Annotated in this window: 21 protein-coding genes; 6 read left to right on the forward strand and 15 right to left on the reverse strand. The window is 61.7% G+C overall.

The window, feature by feature from the left end; translation table 11 throughout:
• Positions 1 to 127: 127 nt before the first annotated feature.
• The 9 genes from msrQ to mrcB form a co-directional block, all read right to left on the reverse strand.
• On the reverse strand, positions 128 to 739 hold the full coding sequence (msrQ, locus tag ACF8K2_RS01025) for a protein-methionine-sulfoxide reductase heme-binding subunit MsrQ (protein WP_312152124.1): 612 nt from the start codon (positions 737 to 739) through the stop codon (positions 128 to 130).
• On the reverse strand, positions 739 to 1,752 hold the full coding sequence (gene msrP, locus ACF8K2_RS01030; RefSeq protein ID WP_392463095.1) for a protein-methionine-sulfoxide reductase catalytic subunit MsrP: 1,014 nt from the start codon (positions 1,750 to 1,752) through the stop codon (positions 739 to 741). Before msrP ends, msrQ begins: the two co-directional genes overlap by 1 nt.
• A gap of 77 nt (positions 1,753 to 1,829) precedes the next feature.
• The gene (gene pssA / locus ACF8K2_RS01035) at positions 1,830 to 2,681 is read right to left on the reverse strand and encodes a CDP-diacylglycerol--serine O-phosphatidyltransferase (RefSeq protein WP_392463097.1); all 852 of its coding nucleotides are present in this window, start codon (positions 2,679 to 2,681) and stop codon (positions 1,830 to 1,832) included.
• A 151-nt stretch (positions 2,682 to 2,832) separates the two neighbouring features.
• Positions 2,833 to 3,849 (reverse strand): ketol-acid reductoisomerase, encoded by a 1,017-nt coding sequence (gene ilvC, locus ACF8K2_RS01040; RefSeq protein ID WP_392463099.1) that lies wholly within the window; start codon positions 3,847 to 3,849, stop codon positions 2,833 to 2,835.
• A 53-nt stretch (positions 3,850 to 3,902) separates the two neighbouring features.
• Positions 3,903 to 4,394 (reverse strand): acetolactate synthase small subunit, encoded by a 492-nt coding sequence (ilvN, locus tag ACF8K2_RS01045; protein WP_003250040.1) that lies wholly within the window; start codon positions 4,392 to 4,394, stop codon positions 3,903 to 3,905.
• A 1-nt stretch (position 4,395) separates the two neighbouring features.
• Entirely contained in the window at positions 4,396 to 6,120 is a 1,725-nt protein-coding gene (locus ACF8K2_RS01050) for an acetolactate synthase 3 large subunit (RefSeq protein ID WP_392463101.1), read from the reverse strand.
• A gap of 408 nt (positions 6,121 to 6,528) precedes the next feature.
• Positions 6,529 to 6,861 (reverse strand): YqcC family protein, encoded by a 333-nt coding sequence (locus tag ACF8K2_RS01055; protein ID WP_264237235.1) that lies wholly within the window; start codon positions 6,859 to 6,861, stop codon positions 6,529 to 6,531.
• Entirely contained in the window at positions 6,861 to 7,622 is a 762-nt protein-coding gene (locus ACF8K2_RS01060; protein WP_186556461.1) for a tetratricopeptide repeat protein, read from the reverse strand. The genes ACF8K2_RS01055 and ACF8K2_RS01060 overlap by 1 nt, the downstream gene beginning before the upstream one ends.
• 61 nt (positions 7,623 to 7,683) lie before the next feature.
• Positions 7,684 to 10,005, reverse strand: coding sequence for a penicillin-binding protein 1B (gene mrcB, locus ACF8K2_RS01065; RefSeq protein ID WP_392463103.1), 2,322 nt, complete (start codon positions 10,003 to 10,005; stop codon positions 7,684 to 7,686).
• Positions 10,006 to 10,113: 108 nt separating this feature from the next.
• Here mrcB and ACF8K2_RS01070 point away from each other — a divergent pair, with 108 nt between their 5' ends.
• The 3 genes from ACF8K2_RS01070 (at position 10,114) to ACF8K2_RS01080 (ending at position 12,647) form a co-directional block, all read left to right on the forward strand.
• Positions 10,114 to 11,676 (forward strand): AAA family ATPase, encoded by a 1,563-nt coding sequence (locus ACF8K2_RS01070; RefSeq protein WP_392463105.1) that lies wholly within the window; start codon positions 10,114 to 10,116, stop codon positions 11,674 to 11,676.
• 99 nt (positions 11,677 to 11,775) lie between these two features.
• Complete coding sequence (locus ACF8K2_RS01075) at positions 11,776 to 12,129, forward strand: pentapeptide repeat-containing protein (protein ID WP_264237232.1); 354 nt, start codon at positions 11,776 to 11,778, stop codon at positions 12,127 to 12,129.
• 239 nt (positions 12,130 to 12,368) lie between these two features.
• Positions 12,369 to 12,647, forward strand: a complete 279-nt coding sequence (locus ACF8K2_RS01080) for a TfoX/Sxy family protein (RefSeq protein ID WP_264237231.1) — start codon at positions 12,369 to 12,371, stop codon at positions 12,645 to 12,647.
• 290 nt (positions 12,648 to 12,937) lie between these two features.
• On the opposite strand, the gene ACF8K2_RS01085 is transcribed toward ACF8K2_RS01080, so the two are convergent.
• Genes ACF8K2_RS01085 through ACF8K2_RS01100 form a run of 4 tightly spaced genes read right to left on the reverse strand, consistent with a single transcriptional unit; the run spans position 12,938 to position 16,532 of the window.
• Complete coding sequence (locus ACF8K2_RS01085) at positions 12,938 to 13,834, reverse strand: ChaN family lipoprotein (protein WP_392463108.1); 897 nt, start codon at positions 13,832 to 13,834, stop codon at positions 12,938 to 12,940.
• 12 nt (positions 13,835 to 13,846) lie between these two features.
• A complete protein-coding gene (locus ACF8K2_RS01090; RefSeq protein ID WP_392463110.1) occupies positions 13,847 to 14,614 on the reverse strand; it encodes a heme ABC transporter ATP-binding protein in 768 nt (255 codons plus the stop codon).
• Positions 14,614 to 15,597: a FecCD family ABC transporter permease gene (locus tag ACF8K2_RS01095; protein WP_392463120.1), complete on the reverse strand. Its 984-nt coding sequence runs from the start codon at positions 15,595 to 15,597 to the stop codon at positions 14,614 to 14,616. The genes ACF8K2_RS01090 and ACF8K2_RS01095 overlap by 1 nt, the downstream gene beginning before the upstream one ends.
• Positions 15,598 to 15,647: 50 nt before the next feature.
• Complete coding sequence (locus ACF8K2_RS01100; RefSeq protein ID WP_392463112.1) at positions 15,648 to 16,532, reverse strand: hemin ABC transporter substrate-binding protein; 885 nt, start codon at positions 16,530 to 16,532, stop codon at positions 15,648 to 15,650.
• A 163-nt stretch (positions 16,533 to 16,695) separates the two neighbouring features.
• On the opposite strand from ACF8K2_RS01100, the gene ACF8K2_RS01105 reads away from it, so the two are divergent.
• A complete protein-coding gene (locus ACF8K2_RS01105; protein WP_186556469.1) occupies positions 16,696 to 17,013 on the forward strand; it encodes a Rieske 2Fe-2S domain-containing protein in 318 nt (105 codons plus the stop codon).
• On the opposite strand, the gene sfsA is transcribed toward ACF8K2_RS01105, so the two are convergent.
• Both sfsA and ACF8K2_RS01115 read right to left on the reverse strand, forming a co-directional pair.
• Positions 17,003 to 17,716 carry a DNA/RNA nuclease SfsA gene (sfsA, locus tag ACF8K2_RS01110; RefSeq protein ID WP_312154611.1) on the reverse strand — a complete coding sequence of 238 codons (714 nt, stop codon included), beginning with the start codon at positions 17,714 to 17,716 and terminating at the stop codon, positions 17,003 to 17,005. The two genes, ACF8K2_RS01105 and sfsA, sit on opposite strands and share 11 nt — an antisense overlap.
• A complete protein-coding gene (locus ACF8K2_RS01115) occupies positions 17,716 to 18,888 on the reverse strand; it encodes a pyridoxal phosphate-dependent aminotransferase (protein WP_186556471.1) in 1,173 nt (390 codons plus the stop codon). The genes sfsA and ACF8K2_RS01115 overlap by 1 nt, the downstream gene beginning before the upstream one ends.
• 212 nt (positions 18,889 to 19,100) lie before the next feature.
• Between ACF8K2_RS01115 and dksA the strand changes: the two genes are divergently transcribed.
• Both dksA and gluQRS read left to right on the forward strand, forming a co-directional pair.
• Positions 19,101 to 19,550, forward strand: coding sequence for an RNA polymerase-binding protein DksA (gene dksA / locus ACF8K2_RS01120; protein ID WP_392463115.1), 450 nt, complete (start codon positions 19,101 to 19,103; stop codon positions 19,548 to 19,550).
• 57 nt (positions 19,551 to 19,607) lie between these two features.
• On the forward strand, positions 19,608 to 20,495 hold the full coding sequence (gene gluQRS / locus ACF8K2_RS01125) for a tRNA glutamyl-Q(34) synthetase GluQRS (protein WP_392463117.1): 888 nt from the start codon (positions 19,608 to 19,610) through the stop codon (positions 20,493 to 20,495).
• The last annotated feature ends 50 nt before the right edge of the window (positions 20,496 to 20,545 follow it).

The following is a 20,545-nucleotide window of genomic DNA, read 5'->3' on the forward strand; positions in this document are numbered from 1 at the left end:
ACCTCCAGTACTGCCTGGAACATCTAACTCGTTGATACTCAAGGAGTTTTCCGCTCCAACTACGCTGGAAGTGGGGCGCATTATAAGGGGTTTCGAAAGGCCGTCAACACTTTATTTCAAATATGTTTCAAACCGCCCTGCCCCGCCCACCCATAAGCCGCGGCACACGCCGCCACACGGCCGGAATACGTAGTGCCAGCAAGGCAGCACCTATAGATGCGTAGATGGCCCATTCCTTGAGATCCGAGCGCACGATCCATAGAAAATGCAGCAATCCCAGCCCAAGGATCAGATACACCAGCTTATGCAGCTTCTTCCAACGCGCGCCCAAGCGCCGTTGGCTGTAGCGATTGGAGGTGACCGCCAGCGCCAGCAAGCCAATAAAGCCCAGCACGCCAACGATGATGTACGGGCGCTTACGCAGTTCGACGCCCAACTGACCCCAATCCAAACCGAGGATGAACACCATATAGGCAGTCATGTGCAGCACTATATAAGCAAAGCACCACAGCCCCAGCTGCCGACGCACCACGATCCAGCCTGACCACCCCGTCAAACGCTGCAGAGGAGTCATGCTCAAGGTTATTAGCAGGAAGATCAGCGCACCGAGCCCGAGACGGTCGACCAGGATCTTGCCAGGGTCCGGCCCCAGCAGATTCATCGCCGCCTCGTACAGCCACCACGCCGGAAACAGGCAGCCCAGCAGAAAAATAGCCAGGCGCAACCAGGGATAGCGCATCAATAGTTCTTCCGCAGATCGAGCCCACTATATAGAGAGGCGACTTCATCGCCGTAGCCATTGAACATCAAGGTATCGCGCACATTAGGGCTGAACAGCCCGCTGGGCAGACGCCGCTCGCGGGCCTGGGTCCAGCGCGGATGGTCGACATTCGGGTTGACGTTGGCATAAAAGCCATACTCAGTCGGCGCCAGGCTTTCCCAGGTAGTCTTGGGTTGCTCGGCGACCAGGCTGATCCGCACGATCGACTTGATGCTTTTGAAGCCGTACTTCCAGGGCACCACCAGGCGCAACGGTGCGCCATTCTGATTGGGCAACTGCCGGCCATACATACCCACCGCCAGGATCGCCAGCGGATTCATCGCTTCATCCAGGCGCAAGCCCTCTATATACGGCCAGTCGATCAAGGCGAATGAGGAGCGCTGACCCGGCATGACCTTGGGATCTTGCAGCGTCTCAAATCGCAGGTAACGCGCTTTCGAGGTCGGCTGCACCTGTTTGAGCACCTCCGCCAGGGTAAAACCCAGCCAGGGGATGACCATCGACCAGGCCTCGACACAGCGCAGTCGATAGATGCGCTCCTCCAGCTGGTACGGCTTGACGAAGTCCTCCAGCGCATAGCGCCCCGGCTTGGCCACCTCACCATCGACCACCAGGCTCCACGGCTCGGTCTTCAGGCTACCGGCATTGGCCGCCGGATCGCCCTTGTCGGTGCCGAACTCGTAGAAGTTGTTGTAGTGCGTTGCATCCTTGAACGGAGTGATCGCCTCATCCTTGACCGTTACCGCTTGCCAACGAGCGGCGCCCAGCTTGTCGCTGAACCATTGCGGCGGCGCACCAGGCGCGACATCGGCATAGCGCGACGGCTCACCCGCGCTGGCCAGGCCTGACAGCGCACCCACGGCAATACCCGCCAGAGAGGCACCCAGCACGGTTCGACGCGATAGATAAAGGCTTTCGGGGGTGATCTCCGATGCTTGGCAATCGGATGAACGAGGGATCTTGATGAGCATAACGGCTCCACAGTACGGGCAACTGATGTACCCGTAAGACTGTAGAGCCGGCAGGTTATTCCAGCATTAAATCAACTTCAGACTTTTCGCCGACGCACCCGCAGCAAGTACTGCACCGGGCCCGAGATCGCATAGCCGAGGAAGATCAGCAGGAGGATGCGCGGCGGATCGCTGAACACCACGGCAAACACCAGCACCACGGCCAGGATCGCCACGAAAGGCACGCGCCCCTTGAGGTCGAGCTCTTTGAAGCTGTTGTACTTGACGTTGCTGACCATCAGCATGCCGGCAGCGGCGACCAGCAGCGCGACCAGGAACGACAGCTTGGAACCCTGGATGCCGAAATCGCTAAACGCCCAGACAGTACCGGCCACCACACCTGCCGCAGCCGGGCTGGCCAGACCGATGAAGTAACGCTTGTCGGCGGTGCCGACCTGGGTGTTGAAACGGGCCAGACGCAACGCCGCGCCCGCAACATAGATGAAGGCCACCATCCAACCGACCTTGCCCATGTCGCCCAGTGCCCAACCGAATGCCAACAGTGCCGGAGCGACGCCGAAGGCGACCATGTCGGACAACGAGTCGTACTCGGCGCCAAAGGCGCTTTGGGTGTTGGTCATGCGCGCTACACGACCATCGAGGCCGTCGAGCACCATGGCCACGAAAATGGCGATGGCAGCAAAGGCGAAATACTTGCTCGCCTCGCGGGGATCACCTGCGCTCATGGCGCTCTGCGCGCTGATCGAGCTGATGATCGAGTAAAAGCCGGCGAACAGGTTGGCAGTGGTGAACAGGTTGGGCAGCAGGTAGATGCCGCGATGCCGCACCTTACGCCCTTCGGCGTCATGCCCCTCTTCAACATGCTCATCGACAGGTAGCAGGCTTTCGGCGTCGGAGGGCTTGTTCGGCTCTTCGGGACGTTCGCTCATGAAAATTACCTTGCAACTGAGTGGAAAATGTTTCGACACGGGCTTGCAAAACAGGTTCTGACAGCAAGCCACTGGTCGCTTTATACCAGATGCGAGCCGCCTAAACGAAAAAACGCGGCCGAAGCCGCGTTTTTCATCTCATCGCAAAGACTTAGTTCTTAGCCTTGTCGACGATCTTGTTAGCCGAGATCCAAGGCATCATGGAACGCAGCTGCTCACCGATCACTTCGATACCGTGGGCGGCGTTGTTACGACGCTTGGCGGTCATCGATGGGTAGTTGGTGGCGCCTTCGGAGATGAACATCTTCGCGTACTCGCCGTCCTGGATGCGCTTCAGAGCATTGCGCATGGCCTTGCGGGATTCTTCGTTGATGACTTCTGGGCCAGTCACGTACTCGCCGTACTCGGCGTTGTTGGAGATCGAGTAGTTCATGTTGGCGATGCCGCCTTCGTACATGAGGTCAACGATCAGCTTCAGTTCGTGCAGGCACTCGAAGTAGGCCATTTCTGGCGCGTAGCCCGCTTCAACCAGGGTTTCGAAACCGGCTTTGACCAGCTCGACGGTACCGCCACACAGAACAGCCTGCTCGCCGAACAGGTCGGTTTCAGTCTCGTCCTTGAAGGTGGTTTCGATGATGCCGGTACGGCCGCCACCGACGCCAGCGGCGTACGACAGAGCAACGTTCTTGGCGTTGCCCGAGGCGTCTTGGTAGATCGCGATCAGGTCAGGGATACCGCCGCCTTTGACGAACTCGGAGCGAACGGTGTGGCCCGGAGCTTTCGGCGCGATCATGATCACGTCGAGGTCGGCACGCGGAACGACCTGGTTGTAGTGGATCGAGAAGCCGTGGGAGAAGGCCAGGGTAGCGCCCTTCTTGATGTTCGGCTCGATCTCGTTCTTGTACAGAGCGCCCTGGAACTCGTCCGGGGTCAGGATCATGACCAGGTCGGCAGCAGCGACAGCGGTAGCCACGTCGGCAACTTTCAGGCCGTGAGCTTCTGCCTTGGCAACGGTAGCCGAACCTTTACGCAGACCGACGGTAACGTCTACACCGGAGTCCTTCAGGTTGCACGCCTGGGCGTGGCCTTGCGAACCGTAGCCGATGATGGCGACTTTCTTACCTTGGATGATGGAAAAGTCGCAGTCTTTGTCGTAGAAAACTTTCATGAAATACCCCTGTTATATCTCGGCCCTAGTGGAGCCATCGCTAATTTTTGAAGTTAGATGCTGAGCACTTTGTCGCCACGGGCAATGCCGGTGACTCCACTGCGCACGGTTTCGAGAATCGATGCGGTGCCGATCGCCTGGATGAAGCTGTCCAGTTTGTCGCTGGTGCCGCTCAGTTGCACGGTATACACGCTGGCGGTTACGTCGACGATCTGCCCACGGAAAATGTCGGTGGTGCGTTTGATCTCGGCGCGCTGGGCGCCGGTCGCCTTGACCTTGACCAGCATCAGTTCGCGTTCGATGTGAGCGCTTTCCGACAGGTCGACCAGCTTCACCACTTCCACCAGCTTGTTCAGGTTCTTGGTGATCTGTTCGATCACTTCGTCATGGCCAACGGTGGTCAGGGTCAGGCGCGAGAGGGTTGGGTCCTCGGTCGGCGCCACGGTCAGGCTTTCAATGTTGTAGTTGCGCTGGGAGAACAGGCCGACCACGCGAGACAAGGCACCGGGTTCGTTTTCCAGCAGCAGGGAAATGATGTGCCGCATATCAGGTACGCTCCGTCTTGCTCAGCCACATGTCACGCATCGAGCCGTCTTTGATCTGCATCGGATAGACGTGCTCGGTCCTGTCGACCGCGATATCGATGAACACCAACCGGTCTTTCATGGCGAAGGCTTCTTCAAGCTTGGGCTTGAGGTCCTTCAGGCTGGTGATGCGGATACCGACATGGCCATAGGCCTCGACCAGCTTGACGAAGTCCGGCAGCGACTCGACATACGAATGCGAGTGACGGCCGTTGTACGACATGTCCTGCCACTGGCGAACCATGCCCAGTACACCGTTGTTGAGGTTGACGATTTTCACCGGCAAACCGTACTGCATGCAGGTCGACAGCTCCTGGATGTTCATCTGGATGCTGCCTTCACCGGTCACACAGGCGACATCGTCATCCGGGAAGTTGAGCTTGACGCCCATCGCCGCCGGGAAGCCGAAGCCCATGGTGCCCAGGCCGCCGGAGTTGATCCAACGGTTTGGCTTGTTGAAGCGGTAGTACTGCGACGCGAACATCTGGTGCTGGCCAACGTCGGACGTGATGAACGCGTCGCCGTTGGTCACTTCACACAGGGTCTCGATCACGGTCTGCGGCTTGATCACGCTGCCGTCGCCCTTGTCGTAAGGGAACAGGCCGCGATCACCGCGCCACTCGTCGATCTGCTTCCACCAGGCGTCCAGCGCGGCCTTGTCAGGCTGCTGGCCGATTTCCTTGAGGATTGCCAGCATCTCGCTGAGCACGCTGTCGACCGGACCTACGATCGGTACGTCGGCCTTGATGGTCTTGGAGATCGAGGCCGGGTCGATATCGATGTGGATGATCTTGGCGTTCGGGCAGAACTTCGCCGGGCCGTTGATCACACGGTCATCGAAACGCGCACCGACCGCCAGGATCACGTCGGCGTTGTGCATGGCCAGGTTGGCGGTGAAGCTGCCGTGCATACCGAGCATGCCGAGGAACTGGCGGTCGGTACCCGGGAAGCCGCCCAAGCCCATCAGGGTATTGGTGACTGGCAGGTTCAGCGACTTGGCGATTTCGGTCAGTGCTTCGGAGCCGCCACCGAGGATCACGCCACCACCGGAGTAGACGATCGGACGCTTGGCGGCGAGGATCATCTCGGCTGCCTTGCGGATCTGCCCCGAATGGCCACGTACGGCCGGGCTGTAGGAACGCAGCTTGACCTTCTTCGGATAGACGTACTCGAACTTCTCGGCCGGGTTGGTCATATCTTTTGGAATGTCGACCACGACCGGGCCGGGACGGCCGGATTGCGCCAGGTAGAAGGCTTTTTTCAGGACTTCCGGGATTTCCGAGGCGTGCTTGATCATGAAGCTGTGCTTCACGATCGGCCGCGAGATACCGATCATGTCGGTTTCCTGGAAGGCATCGGTGCCGACCATGGTGCTAGGCACCTGGCCCGACAGGATGACCATTGGAATCGAATCCATGTACGCGGTAGCAATGCCGGTAATGGCATTGGTGGCGCCCGGACCTGAGGTTACCAGCACTACACCAGCCTTGCCGGTAGCGCGGGCATAGCCGTCGGCCATGTGGGTTGCCGCCTGCTCGTGACGAACCAGGATGTGCTCGACTTCCGGCTCTTTGAACAGCGCGTCGTAAACATGAAGGAGAGCACCGCCAGGGTACCCGTAGATGTGCTTAACGCCTTCGTCACGCAAAAAGCGGACGACCATCTCAGCGCCAGATAAAAGCTCCACGTTGTTCACCTCTAAAACGCCAGAATACCGTCCCTAGTGGACGGGTCTTAATAGGTTTACTGCCAAGCAGAGCATGAGCGAACGTCAGCACTGACTGAGCAAGTATTGGGAGCACCCCAGAGTGTTGCGGGGTTTTCCCACCCAGCGCGAGGTAACGCGTTGCGGGGTGTAACAAGTCGGCGCGGGTGTGCGCCTCATGATCTGCTTAGCGGGTCTGCTTCTGGCAGTCCCTCTAAAGCGGAAACTGGATTCTTGTGATTCGCCGCGATTAAGTCAAGAAAAATTATTGCCAATTTTTCCTCAGGATGAATTCGTTCCACCACGAATAGATCTGACAGCAGCAGAAAAACAAACAAAAGACAAAAAAAGAGCCGCAATCTGCGGCTCTTGAAAGAAAAAGAGAAGAAATCAGGCGGATGGGCTGATCAATTGATCGAATTCCGCCAGCAGTCGACGCAGCGCGCGACTCTGCTCTGGGCGATCGACGAAAACCGTTTCAGCCATCACCAGGATGCCCGAGGCATTTGGCAAGGGATGCCCGTGTTCGAGAATGAGCTTCATTCGTGGCAGGAAAATCCACTGCAGCCACTGCTCGAAGCCCATCGAATCAACGGCGAACGGCACCACGCTGGCAAGCGCTTCGGCACTGGGTGATTGCTCACTCCACCAGCCTTGCGCACGCAGTTCGTGCTCGATCAGCAACAAGTGATCAGCGATATCGAGAATACGTTGCTCGATCATCACAGATTGACCCGTGCCTTCTGTCGCGCCAGCGCTGCACCTGCGCTGTCACCCTGTTTCTCGCGGGCTTGGGCGATGGTGTTCCACAGCTCGGCTTGCAGGTCTGGACGGCCATTGGCGTAGGTCAGGGCACGACGCGCCAGCTGTTCGGCCTGGGCCGCATCGCCTTGCGACAAACGCACCTGCGCCAGGCGGAACAGCACTTGCGGCTCACGCGGGGCGATGCGCTGGGCACGCTCCAGGCTCGACGAGGCGCCATTGAAGTCGCCACTGCCCTGTTGCTGCTGGGCGGTGGTCAGCAGCGCCAGCACCGGGCCATCGAGCTGTTCGTCGGCCGACAGGCTGCCGGCGGCCGTATTGCTACGCGGAATCCCAGTCGGCGCGCTGCTCGCAGCTGGCGTACTACTCATCGAGGCGATGTCAAACGGCTCGTCAGCGATCGGGTTGGGATTGGTGGTGATCGGACCGGTACTGATCGGTGCAGTGCTGATGGGGGCTGCCCCATTGCCCGCTGGGAAGGTCTGGATGGACGATGCGCCCGCCCCTTGCGGGATCATCACGGTAACCCCGGAATCTTCCGTCAGTGCCTGCGCCTGCGAGGTGCCGTTGCCGGCCTGGGTCGCAGCACGGTTGGCAGTAACGCGCTCGCTGTTAGATACCCGGGTGCTCGAGTCGACCACCGGAATGTTGCCGCGTGGAACGCTGGCGCAGCCATGGAGCATGGCCAATGCCGTCAAGGCAGGAAACCACCACTTGTTCACTTCACACCCTCTTTAAATGCGGCTGCTGGCCTGGGGGTTGATCCGCCCAGGCCAGCAGTGCTCAATTCATCCAACCCTTGACCCAGTCCATGACCGACTCAGCCGGATTCTGCTCACCGCCACAGGCAACCCCTGCGGCCGGTTCGCTGCCGCGAATATACGGCATCTGCACCGCTCCCGGACAGCTGCTGTCGGAGCCTTGGCCGCTGTACGGATCGATCCAGGCCTGCACCACGTTATCCGGTTGCGGCATGTCCAGCGGCAACGGATCGGCCTTGCGCATGAAGCTGGTCCACACCTGCAGGGCGCCGGTGGCACCGGTGAATGGCGTCTTGCCATTGTCGTCGCGGCCCAGCCAGACCACCGCCAGCAGATCCTGGCTGAAGCCGGAGAACCAGCTGTCGCGCGAATCGTTACTGGTGCCGGTCTTGCCCGCCAGGGTCAGGTTGTTCGGCAATACACTGTAAACCGAACGCCCGGTACCCTCACGCATGACCCGCTGCATGGCGTTCTGCACCAGATAAATGGCACCTGGATCGAAGGTCTGCTGGATCTGGAACGGATACCGCTTGAGCGGCTCGCCCTCGGCGGTCAGCACGCTGCGGATACCGCGCATCGGCGTGTTGAAACCGCCGTTGGCGATGGTCTGGTACATGGTCGCGACTTGCATCGGCGACATGCCGCCAGCGCCCAGCAGCATCGACGGGAACGCCGGCCAGTCAACATTGACGCCCAGGCGGCCAATGGTCTTGATCACGTTCGGCACGCCCACTTCCAGGCCGAGCTTGGCGGTGGACAAGTTGTAGGAATTGGCCAGCCCCTGATACAGGTAGATGGTGCCGTGCGGACGGCGGTCGTAGTTCTGCGGACGCCAGACCTGGCCGTCGGCGCCTTTGACCGAGAACGGCTCATCCTGCACCCAGCTGGTCAGGGTGTACTTGCTCGGCTTTTCCAGCGCGGTCAGGTACACCGCCGGTTTGACCAGCGAGCCGATCGGACGCACGGCATCGATCGCGCGGTTGAACCCGGCAAAGCCCGACTGACGGCTGCCGATCAACGCCTGAACTTCGCCAGTCTCAGGATTGGTTACCACCATCGCCGACTCGACCGCATCCGAACCCTTGCGCCCGGCCAGACGCTTGAAGGTCTCGCTCATGGCGGTTTCGGCCTTCATCTGCAGGATCGGGTCGAAACTGGTGAAGATGCGCAGGCCTTCTTCGGTAAGGTCTTCGTCGCGGTAATCCTGGCGCAGCTGTCGCTTGACCAGGTCGAGGAAGGCCGGGAACGAGCTGTCGGCCAGGCTGCCGCGCTTGGTGACGCCCAACGGCATCTTCTTCGCCGCCTCGACCACTTCCTTGCTCGCCACACCCTGCTCGGCGAGCAGATCGAGCACCAGGTTACGGCGGATCAGGGCCCGCTCAGGGTAGCGCCGCGGGTTGTAATACGACGGCCCCTTGACCATGCCGACCAGCAGGGCAATCTGATGCAGCTTGAGCTCTTGCAGCGGCTGGCTGAAGAAGAACTGGCTGGCCAAGCCAAAGCCGTGCACGGCGCGCTGGCCATCCTGGCCGACGAACACTTCGTTGAGGTAGGCCTCAAGGATCTCGCGCTTGTCGTAATGCAGTTCGAGCAACACGGCCATCATGGCTTCGGTCAGCTTACGGCTCAGGCTGCGCTCGTTGGTCAGGTAGAAGTTCTTCACCAACTGCTGCGTCAGGGTACTGCCCCCCTGGCGCATGGCGCCGGACGAAGTATTGATCCAAACCGCCCGGGCGATGCCCTTGGGCGAGACGCCAAAGTGACTGTAGAAATCACGGTCTTCGGTGGCGATCAAGGTTTCCAGCAGGTACGGCGGTACCTGGTCGATCTTGATCAGGATGCGGTCTTCCAGGTTCTTCGGGTAGATACCGCCAATCATCAGCGGCTCCAGGCGCACCACATCGAGCTTGCCGCCGTTGGCGCCGGTCATGCCCGCGACGTAGTCGCCGGAGAAGCGCACGCGCACGAACTGCGCGGGCTCCATGCCTTCATAAAACTGGAAGCCGCGAGTGTTGAGGTCGACGCTATTGCCATTGACCGAGGCCGCGCCCGGGCCATTGGCCGCACTTTCGCGGCGATAGCCGAGGGCATCGAGCTCGGTGAGGAAGTCGTTCTTGCTCAGCTTCTGGCCGACGAACAGCTCCAGCGGCCGGGCATACACTTTGGCCGGGATGGTCCAGCGCTTGCCGGAGAACTTCTCCTGGACGATGGCATCGAGGTAGATGGCAAAACCGGCCACCAGCACCAGGCCTACCAGGCTGAGTTTGAGGGCCCAGCCCAGCCAGGCACGGGAGCGGCCGGTCGAGCGTTTCTGCGCAGTACGGGAATTTCGGGATCGAGTCATGGCGGCGGATTATACGCACTTTAGTCAAGGCAGGCCCGGCGGTATGCAGGGACGGCACCATTGACCATAATGGCGCATTCGAATTCCCTTACCCCGGAAGGATTGCCCGTGAGCCAAGCCCTCATCAGTGCCCTGCAGAACCCCGCCCTCTACCCTCATCCCGTGGACGGGTTCCAGCTCATCGAGACGCATATCTCGTGGGTGCTGCTCACGGGTGAGTACGCCTACAAGATCAAAAAGCCAATGAACTTCGGCTTCCTGGACTTCACCGGCCTGGACCAGCGCGAGCATTTCTGTAACGAAGAGTTGCGCCTGAACCAGCGCCTGACCGAAGGCCTGTATCTGGACGTGCAACCGATCACCGGCAGCGTCGAAGCGCCGCAAATCGGTGGCGAAGGTGCACCGATCGAATTCGCCCTGCGCATGCGCCAGTTCCCCCAAAGCCAGTTGCTCAGCACCTTGCAGGCCAACGGCGAACTGAACGCCAGCCACATCGACCAGATGGCCCGACAGATCGCCGAGTTCCACCTGCAGACCCCCAAGGTCCTGGCCGATCAGCCATTCGGCTCGCCTGAAAGCGTGATGGCCCCGGTTGAGCAGAACTTCGAGCAAATCCGTCCGTTCCTCAGCGACAAGGCCGACTTGCAACAGCTGGACGCACTGCAGGCTTGGGCACGCAGCAGCTTCGATCGCCTGCACGAGCTGTTCGCAGCGCGCAAGGCCAACGGCTTCATCCGCGAGTGCCATGGTGATATCCACCTGGGTAACGCTACGCTGATCGATGGCAAGGTGGTGGTGTTCGATTGCATCGAGTTCAACGAGCCGTTCCGCAAGACCGATGTCTGGGCTGACACCGGTTTCCTCGCCATGGACCTCGAAGACCGCGGCCTGAAATGCCTTGCGCGGCGTTTCATCAGCCAATATCTGGAGCTGACCGGCGACTACCAGGGCCTGGAGTTGCTCAACTTCTACAAGGCTTATCGCGCACTGGTACGCGCCAAGGTCGCCCTGTTCAGCATGCCGGCCAATGCCGATGGCGTGCAGCGCGCCACCACCCTGCGCACTTACCGCAACTATGCCAACCTGGCCGAGAGCTATAGCGCGATCCCCTCGCGCCTGCTGGCCATCACCCATGGTGTATCGGCGGTTGGCAAAAGCCATGTATCGATGCGCCTGGTCGAAGCGCTGGGCGCGATCCGCGTGCGCTCTGACGTCGAACGCAAGCGCCTGTTCGGTGAACAAGCCCAGGCCAATGCGGGCCAGCTCCAAGCCGGGATCTACGACCAGAACGCCAGCGCCGCCACCTACCAGCGCCTGCATCAACTGGCCGAAGTGATTCTGCGCGCAGGCTTCCCGGTAGTGCTGGATGCCACCTACCTCAAGCAGGAACAACGCCAGGCCGCCGCCGATGTGGCCAGCCAGACCGGCGTGCCGTTGCTGATCCTCGACTGCCACGCGCCGCAGGCAGTGATCGAAAGCTGGTTGGCCCAGCGCCAGGCAGACAACGACGACCCCTCCGACGCCACCCTGGAAGTGGTCAAGGCGCAACAGGCCAGCCGCGACCCGCTCAATGAGCAGGAACTGCGCGACAGCAAGCGCGTAGACACCCAGGAAAGCGCCAGCATGGACCAGTTGATCGAACAGATCCGCCAGCGCCTGCCAGGCCTTTAAGCACCCAGACGTGAAGCAGTCGACACTTCACGCTTGAACATCGGCGCCTGCTCAGTGATGGCATTACAATATCATCACACCCCACGAGGAGGCGCCGCCATGAACCAGCCCCGGCAACTGGACAACACCCTGTACGCCCTCGTGCGCGATGAGCAGATCGCTGCCTTCAATCGCGAGAAACCTACCGATACAGTGATCGATTTTCGGGGCGGGGATTTCCGCGGTTTGGATCTGCGCGAACTGGATGTGCGTGGGATCGACTTTACCGATGCCTACTTCCGCGCCTCCGACCTACGCGGCCTGGACCTGCGCGAAAATGGCCTGGAAGGCGCCAGCATTGCCCATGCGCAGATTTCCGGAACTTACTTCCCTGCCCAGCTGAGTGCCGATGAGATCTTGATGTCGGCCAAGTTTGGTACCCGTATGCGTTACCGGCCAATTTCTGGGAATTGATGCTGAGGGTGCGGGCCTCATCGCGGGGCAAGCCCGCTCCCACGCAGTTTGAGTCTAAGCCTGTCGTTTGCGTGGGAGCGGGCTTGCCCCGCGATGCGGCCGATCCTGCTACCACGGTCTAGGGCAGCCCGTCGGCTCCGATGGCAAAACGCCGCGTATCCGCCAAGCCCCGCTACACTCCTGTCTGACCTGCTCGCGATTTATTCATACGACCCGTTCAGCCATCGCAAGGAGGCTCGATGAACGATGAATTGCAGCACCTGAAGAACCTCGGCAAGACCTCCGCCCAGTGGTTGCACGCAGCCGGCATCCACAGTGCGTCGGACTTGCGTCGCCTGGGCGCGGTGGGCGCATACCAGGCCGTACGAACCCGAGGTTTTCGTGCATCCAAGGTGTTGTTGTACGCAATCGAAGGCGCCCTGCTGGACATGCACTGGAACGATTTGCCTGCCGAACGCAAGCAAGCGCTCAACCAGCAATTGGACGCGAAGAACGCCACGCAAAAAAATATGAAATAAGTTGGGGAATGGGATTGACGCAGAAATGAGAATCGTTATGATTATCACAACTGGTCGCGAGACTGGTTGGGTAACCTGAAAGCCCCTGGTTCGGACTCTCAGATTATCTCCTCATCAGGCTAATCACGGTTATTGACCCGGCTTTTTGCCGGGTCTTTTTTTGCCTGGACTTCAGGGCCTGGCAGAGCTGGGCACATCGCGGGGCAAGCCCGCTCCAACGCAGCTTACTTAAGTCTAAGCCTGTCGTTTGCGTTGGAGCGGGCTTGCCCCGCGATGAGGCCAATGGATGTTCAATGCGCCTTACGCAATTGCGCACAATAGTCCTGCTCCGGCACCGCAGCGGTGAACCAGACGTAATCCGCCATCCCCGGCTCAACCCGCTCCCCCACCTCGGCCAGCAACACCACCTTGGTCTGCCCCTGAGCCCCAAGGTCGGCCAGATGCAGCGGCACACCCAGATCCTTGCGCACGTGATAACTACCGGCAAACAACAACGCCGGCTCAGGCGCGGCGATCATCCGCTCTGCCATGCGCCGATCACGCTGTTGCTGAACCGCGAGCATCGCCGGCAGCTGGCTTGCGGGCAGCAAACCGCAATGCCCATCACGCACCTGCGCCAACAGTGAAGCCTTGACCGCAGGCGCATTGGAGCGCTCGCCCTGCAGCGAGACAGGCTGCCGATAAGCCTGACGCATCTCACTGCTGGAAAGGTTGGCGGCCAGCAACGGTATTTGCAGCTCGAACGCCTCGCGCACGATCGGCCCATACCACTGCCAATCCCAGCCTTCCTGCCAGGCCAGCGCCTTGGGCAAGTCTGCCGGCAGTTGCCCGCCTGCAGCCACGGCATCCACCCGCGGCTGTTGTTCAGGCTGGAGCATCTCCAATAACAGGCTGCCCTGCGCCCGCTGACTGGCCAGGGCGCGCAGCAGCCACAGCTGCAAGGCATGCTGATCGGGATTGTCGTGCTTCTCACCCACTAGCACGCGCGGTGCATCGGCCAATTGCTCAAGCAGTTGCTGGGGGCTGATCAGTTGGCCGCTGGCAAGGTCGCGGATCTGCCCCAACTGCCCATGGTCGCGCCCTTCACTACCCTGCCAGGCTGGCAACGCCGGCAAGCTGGCCTGGCGTGCCTGACAGCCGCTCAAGGTCAAGGCCACACAGATCGACAACAGCAAGCGATGGCGCATCGAGCAGTTCTCCTAACGGGTGATGATCAGCGGATGGCCGCGCTCCGGGTGATCCTGCACCAGCACATCAATGCCGTACACCGCCTTGAGCGCTTCAGGGGTCAAGACCTTGCGTGGAGAATCAAGTGCATGGCAGCGCCCCTGTTCCAGCAGCAATATCTGGTCACAGTAGCGCGCCGCCAAGTTCAGGTCATGCAGGATGACCATCACCGCCGCCCCCCGGTCGGCAAAACTGCGCACCGCTTGCAGCGTGGTGTGCTGGTGCAAGGGATCGAGCATGGAGGTTGGCTCGTCCAACAGCAGCGTAGCGCCCGCTTCGCCCGGCCACAGCTGCGCCAACACCCGCGCCAGGTGCACGCGCTGGCGTTCGCCACCGGATAACGCTAGATAGCTGCGCTCGAGCAAGTGCCAGGCATCGGCGGCGCGCAACGCAGCCTCGATGATCTGCTGGTCACGTTGTTGGCCGCTGGCATGCGGCAAGCGCCCCATGCCGACCACTTCCTCGACCCGGAAGGCAAAGCCAAGGCTGGACACTTGCGGCAACACCGCCAGCTGCCGCGCGCGCGCTTGCCCGCTCCAGTCAGCCAGTTGCCGACCAAGCAGACGCACCTGGCCCTGGCTCGGTGTCAGTTCGCCACATAAGGCCCCCAGCAGGCTGCTCTTACCCGCGCCATTGGGGCCCAGTACGCCGAGGATCTCCCCCGGCTGCAGCTTCAGTTGGATATCGTGCAACACCTCAGTGCTGCCACGGCGCAGATGCAGGCCTTCGACTTCGAGCATCAGGTGCGCCCCTTGATCAGTAACAGCAAGAAGAACGGTGCACCGATGAAGGCGGTGACGATACCGATCGGCAATTCCGCCGGCGCCAGCGCCAAGCGCGCCACCAGGTCTGCGAACAGCAGCAACGCTCCGCCCGCCAGCAACGACGCCGGCAGCAGCACGCGATGATCAGGCCCGGCCACCAGGCGTACCAGGTGCGGCACCACCAGGCCGATGAAGCCGATCAGGCCAGCGGCAGCCACGGCAGCGCCGACACCCAGGGCGGTGCAGAACACCAGCTCACGCTTGAGCGACTCCACTTCCACGCCCAGGTGGCGGGCCTCTGACTCGCCCAGCAACAGCGCATTGAGCGCCTGGGCACGGCGTGGCAGCCAGACGGCCACCGCGACGGTGACCAGGATCAACGGCCACAGCCGCTGGTAACTGGCGCCATTGAGGCTACCCAGGTTCCAGAAGGTCAAGGTGCGCAGGGTGGCGTCATCGGCCAGGTAAGTGAACAAGCCGACCGCTGAGCCCGCCAACGCCGTCAAGGCGATACCTGCCAGAAGCATGGTGGCGACGTTGGTCTGGCCGTCGCGTCGGCCCAAGCGATAGACCAGCGCCGTCACCCCCAAGCCACCGACGAAGGCACAGACCGACAGCAAATAAGGTGCGAACCATTCAGGGATGCCGCCCAACCAGCTGCCGCCGACAATCGCGATCGCCGCGCCCAGTGCCGCACCACTGGCCACACCGACCAACCCCGGGTCTGCCAGTGGGTTACGAAATAGCCCCTGCATGGCCACGCCTGACAGCGCCAGCACAGCGCCAACGGCCAGCCCAAGCAAGGTTCGCGGCAGACGAATCTGCCCCAGGATCAGCTCGGCCTGTTCCAGGCCATCGCCTGCTACCGGCAACCCCAGCAGGCGCAGCCCGGCACGCAAGGTATCGATTAGCGGCAGACTGACCGGTCCCAGCGCCAGCGACAGCCAGACTGCCAGCAAACACAGCCCACTCAGGCCAATGAACAGCGTGCGCGGCTGGACTCGCCGCTTCATTGGGCCAGGCTAGCCTTGGCCAGCGGATAGAAGGCGGCAGCCAACTCCTGCAGGGTCGCCGGCAGGCGTGGACCCAAGCCGCCAACCAACAAGGTCGGATCCAGAGAAACCAGGCGTTTGTCGCGAATAGCCCGCGAGGCCGCCAGCGCTGGGTTCTCTTTCACCAGCGCTTGCAGGGCCTGCTCGCCACTCAAGCTACGGTCAGAGAACACCACCACATCCGGATCCAGGGCGGCCAGGGCTTCCACCGAGAAGTTCTTGTAGCCCTGATGATCGGCCAGATTGCGTGCCCCCGCCTGACGCAGCAGCCAGTCCCCCGAGGTGCCGTGGCCGGCAATCATTGGCTTGGAGCCGGAGTGACCTACCAAAAGCAGCACCCCCGGCGCTTTCTGGCTGGCCTGGGCCTGCTTGACCTTGGCCTGTAGATCATCGAGTTGCTGGCGGTAACCTGCGGCCAGTTCGCGGGCTTGCCGTTCAGCGCCGAGCAGGCTGCCCAAATGCGTGAGGTTTTGCTCCACTGCGCCCAGTTCGGCTTTGCTGGAGAACAGCTCAACCCGCACGCCGGCGTTGCGGATCTGTGCCAGCACCGGCGGCGGGCCCATTTCCTCGGTACCTACCAGCACATCGGGGCGCAGGCTGAGAATGCCCTCGGCAGACAGCTGACGCTGGTAACCGATGCTGGGCAAAGCCTTGAGCGACTCTGGGTGCTGGCTGGTGGTGTCGACGCCAACCAGGCGCTGCTCGCCGCCCAGGGCGCTGATCCATTCGCTCAGGGCGCCACCGGCACTCACCCAACGTTGCGGCAGCTCGGCGGCCAGAGCCTGGGTGGAGAGAACAAGACCGGCGCACAGGGCGATCAGGGCAGCGGGACGGCGCATCATCGGAGTTCCTTTGCAGAAGACAAGCCGCGCGCCTTGTGGCGAACAGCGGAACTGCGCACCATAGACAGCGCACGCAGCATGCGGGCAATTTGATAATTATTCGCATTGAGGCGTCAAGCCATCCGTTTGTTCCATTCCTTTACTGTACGAGCCTGTACCTGCAATGCATTTTCTCTGCGCTTCCGAGCACCTTGGTGAAGGCCACAGCCGCGCGTTCAGCGTAGCGGGCGTGGCGCTGTTTGCCGTGCGCCGCCAGGGCCAGGTGTTTGCCTACCGCAATCGCTGCCCGCACAAAGGCATCGCGCTCAACTGGCAAGCCGATAGCTTTCTCGATGACAGCGCCAGCCTGATTCATTGCGCTCATCACGGCGCACTGTTTCTGATCGAGACCGGCGAATGCGTGGCCGGTCCCTGCGAGGGTGAGCAGTTGCAGGCCCTGGACTGCCTGGAAGACAGCCAGGGCATCTGGTTCAAGGATTGAGCAGCACTGGCAGCGGCCGGTCGATGACGATCTGTGAGGCATCCAGCCGTGTGCCATAGGCCAGCACTTCGACGCCATCGGCCACGGCTGCGCGCAGGGCGCTGGCATAGGCCGCATCGATCTCCTCGGCTGGGCGCACCGCTTCGACTCCGGTGAGGTTGACGCAATACAGCTGCACGGCCCGAACGCCCTGGCGGGCCAAGGCCGCGAGTTCACGCAGGTGCTTGGCACCGCGCTGGGTGACTGCATCCGGGAAGGCAGCCACCGGCGTGTCCGGGTAGCCGAGAGTGACGCTCTTGACCTCGACATAGGCCGGGCCGCTGGCGAACTCCAGGCGAAAATCGACCCGGCTGCCCTCCTCGCCATAGGCCACTTCGCGCTTGAGTGCAGTAAAGCCGGCCAATTCGCTGATCACCCCGGCGCGCAGGGCCTCTTCGACCAGCGCATTGGCCCGGCCAGTGTTAATGCAGGCCAACCGCCCCTGCGGCGTTTCACTGATCTCCCAAGTGCCCGGCAGCTTGCGCTTGGGGTCATTGGAGCGGCTGAACCAGACCTGCCCGCCTTCACGCATGCAATTGAGCATCGAGCCGGTGTTGGGGCAGTGGATGGTCAGTTGTTCGCCATTGGCCAGCTCGATGTCAGCCAGAAAACGTTTATAGCGGCGCAGCAGCCGCCCCTGTTCGAGCAATGGGAAGAATGCCATCAGCCTTGCCAGCTCCGTAGACCACGGGCGAGACGCTCAACAGCCTGTTCCAGACGCGGCAGGCTCTGGGTGTAGGCAAAGCGCACGTGATGCCCCGCCTGATGGCGACCAAAATCCAAGCCTGGGGTGAAGGCCAGGTACTCGGTTTCCAGGAAGTGCCGGCAGAAGGCGAACGCATCGCCACCGAACGCGCTGATGTCGGCGTACAGATAGAAAGCACCCTGCGGCTCGACGGCGATGCCAAAGCCCAGTTCGCGCAGCGCGGGCAGCAGGTAGTCGCGGCGCTTGGCGAATTCGCCGCGGCGCTCTTCAAGAATCGCCAGGGTGTCGGGCTGGAAGCAGGCCAGCGCGGCATGCTGGGCCATGCTTGGAGCACTGATGTACAGATTCTGCGCCAGTTTCTCAAGATCGCCGACCGCGTTGGGCGGCGCAACCAACCAACCGAGGCGCCAGCCGGTCATGCCGAAATACTTGGAAAAACTATTCAAAACGAACGCTTCGTCGTCCACTTCCAGTACGCTGGGTGCGTCCATGCCGTAGGTCAGGCCGTGGTAGATCTCGTCCACCACCAGGTGACCATGCCGCTCGCGAGTAGCCTGGGACAGGCTGGCCAGCGCCTCGCGATCCAGAACGGTACCGGTCGGGTTGGCCGGTGACGCGACCAGCGCACCTACCGTGTCTTTGTCCCAATGACGCTCGACCAGGTCGGCGGTGAGCTGGTAATTGACCTCAGGGCCCACTGGCACCAGCTGCGCGCCGCCTTCGACCAAGCGCAGGAAGTGGCGGTTGCACGGGTAGCCCGGGTCGGCCAGCAGCCAGTGCTTGCCCGGATCGACCAGCAGGCTGCTGGCCAGCAACAGCGCCCCGGAACCCCCTGGGGTGATGAGGATACGCTCGGGGTCGATCGACAGCGTGTAGCGCTGCGCATAGAAGCCTGCAATCGCCTCACGTAGCGCCGGCAGGCCACGCGCGGCGGTGTAGCGGGTATGCCCATCGGCCAGGGCGGCCTGGCCGGCCGCGATGATCGGCGCGGCGGTGGTGAAGTCCGGCTCGCCGATCTCCAGGTGGATCACATCCCGGCCCGCCGCCTGCAATTCGTTGGCCCGCGCCAGCAGTGCCATGACATGAAAGGGTTCGATGGCGCGGCTGCGCGCGCTGTAGGGCTGAGCCATGGGGCCTTCTCTCAATTGGGTCTAAACTAGTTGTTCAACCGTTGTACGCCACTGAACGGGCGGCTCATGCCGCTGTCAACACGTAGGATCGGCCGGGCTAGCGCACCCCCGATCTATCTGGTAAGTTCGGCGGCTCGCAGTCGCAGGGCCGGCGGTCGCCGGAGATGGAGCATCCTGCGCATTGGATCAGATGAGTGAGAGGCGGTCTATTCATGTCCACCCAAGAAAAGCAAAAAGCCAGTCAAAATCTTTATGGGGTTCAGCCCTATCAGGAGACCAAGGGTGAGGAGTACATGGGTGAACCCATGCGCAAGCACTTCATCAATATCCTGAACGCTTGGAAGCAGGAGCTGATGGTCGGCGTCGACAAGACCGTGGACCACATGAAGGAAGAGGCGGCCAACTTCGCCGACCCGGCAGACCGTGCCACGCAAGAGGAAGAGTTTGCCCTTGAATTGCGCGCACGTGACCGCGAGCGCAAGCTGATCAAGAAGATCGACAAGACCCTGCAACTGATTCAGGACAAAGAGTACGGCTGGTGCGTGAGCTGCGGCATCGAAATTGGCTTGCGCCGACTCGAAGCTCGCCCTACTGCCGATCTGTGCTTCGATTGCAAAGAGCTTGCGGAAAAGAAAGAAAAGGCGGTTGGCAAGGGAGCCTGACTTCCACCGAACGGGGCGCTCAAGGCGCCCCGTTTCATTTGTAGATACTGTACGCCCATGACTCCATCACCCTACGTCGGCCGTTTTGCCCCAACCCCTAGCGGTTTCCTGCACTTTGGCTCACTGGTCGCCGCCCTGGCCTCCTGGCTGGATGCCCGTGCCGTGGGTGGCCGTTGGCTGCTGCGCATGGAAGACACCGACCCACCGCGCGAGATGCCTGGTGCACGCAATGCCATCCTGCACACCCTGGAAGGTTACGGCCTGGAGTGGGATGGCGAGGTTGTGTTCCAAAGCCAGCGCCATGATGCGTACGCCGAGGTGGTCGAACGCCTGTTCCGCCAGGGCCTGGCCTATGCCTGCACCTGCTCGCGCAAGCAGCTGGAGGGGAGCAACGGTATTTATCCAGGCACTTGCCGCAATGCCGGCCATGCTCGCGAAGGCGCGGCGATTCGGCTGCGGGTGCCAGAGCTGAGCTACCGCTTTAGTGACCGGGTGCAAGGCGAGTTCGCCCAGCATCTGGGCCGCGAAGTGGGCGATTTCATCATCCAGCGTCGCGATGGGCTGTATGCCTACCAATTGGCGGTGGTGCTGGACGACGCCTGGCAAGGTGTGACCGACATCGTGCGTGGGGCTGACTTGCTCGACAACACCCCGCGCCAACTGTATCTGCAAGAACTGCTGGGGTTCTCCCAGCCGCGCTACTTGCATATCCCGCTGATCATCCAGCCGGATGGGCACAAATTGGGCAAGTCGTATCGCTCGCCGCCGCTGGCGCCTGAGCAGGCCACACCGCTGCTGCTACGGGCGTTGCGGGCGTTGGGGCAAGCGACTGATCCGGCACTGGAGAGTGCCAGCCCTGGCGAAGTGCTGGCAGTGGCGCGACAGCAGTGGCGGCCTGATGCCATTGCCTCTCGAATGACCGTGCCAGAGGCTGATCTGCGCTGAGCCTGTGCCGGCTCTATCGCGGGGCAAGCCCGCTCCCACGCCTGCGCCCT

It is taken from the genome of Pseudomonas sp. xss_2, assembly GCF_043104195.1.
Lineage (GTDB): Bacteria > Pseudomonadota > Gammaproteobacteria > Pseudomonadales > Pseudomonadaceae > Aquipseudomonas > Aquipseudomonas urmiensis.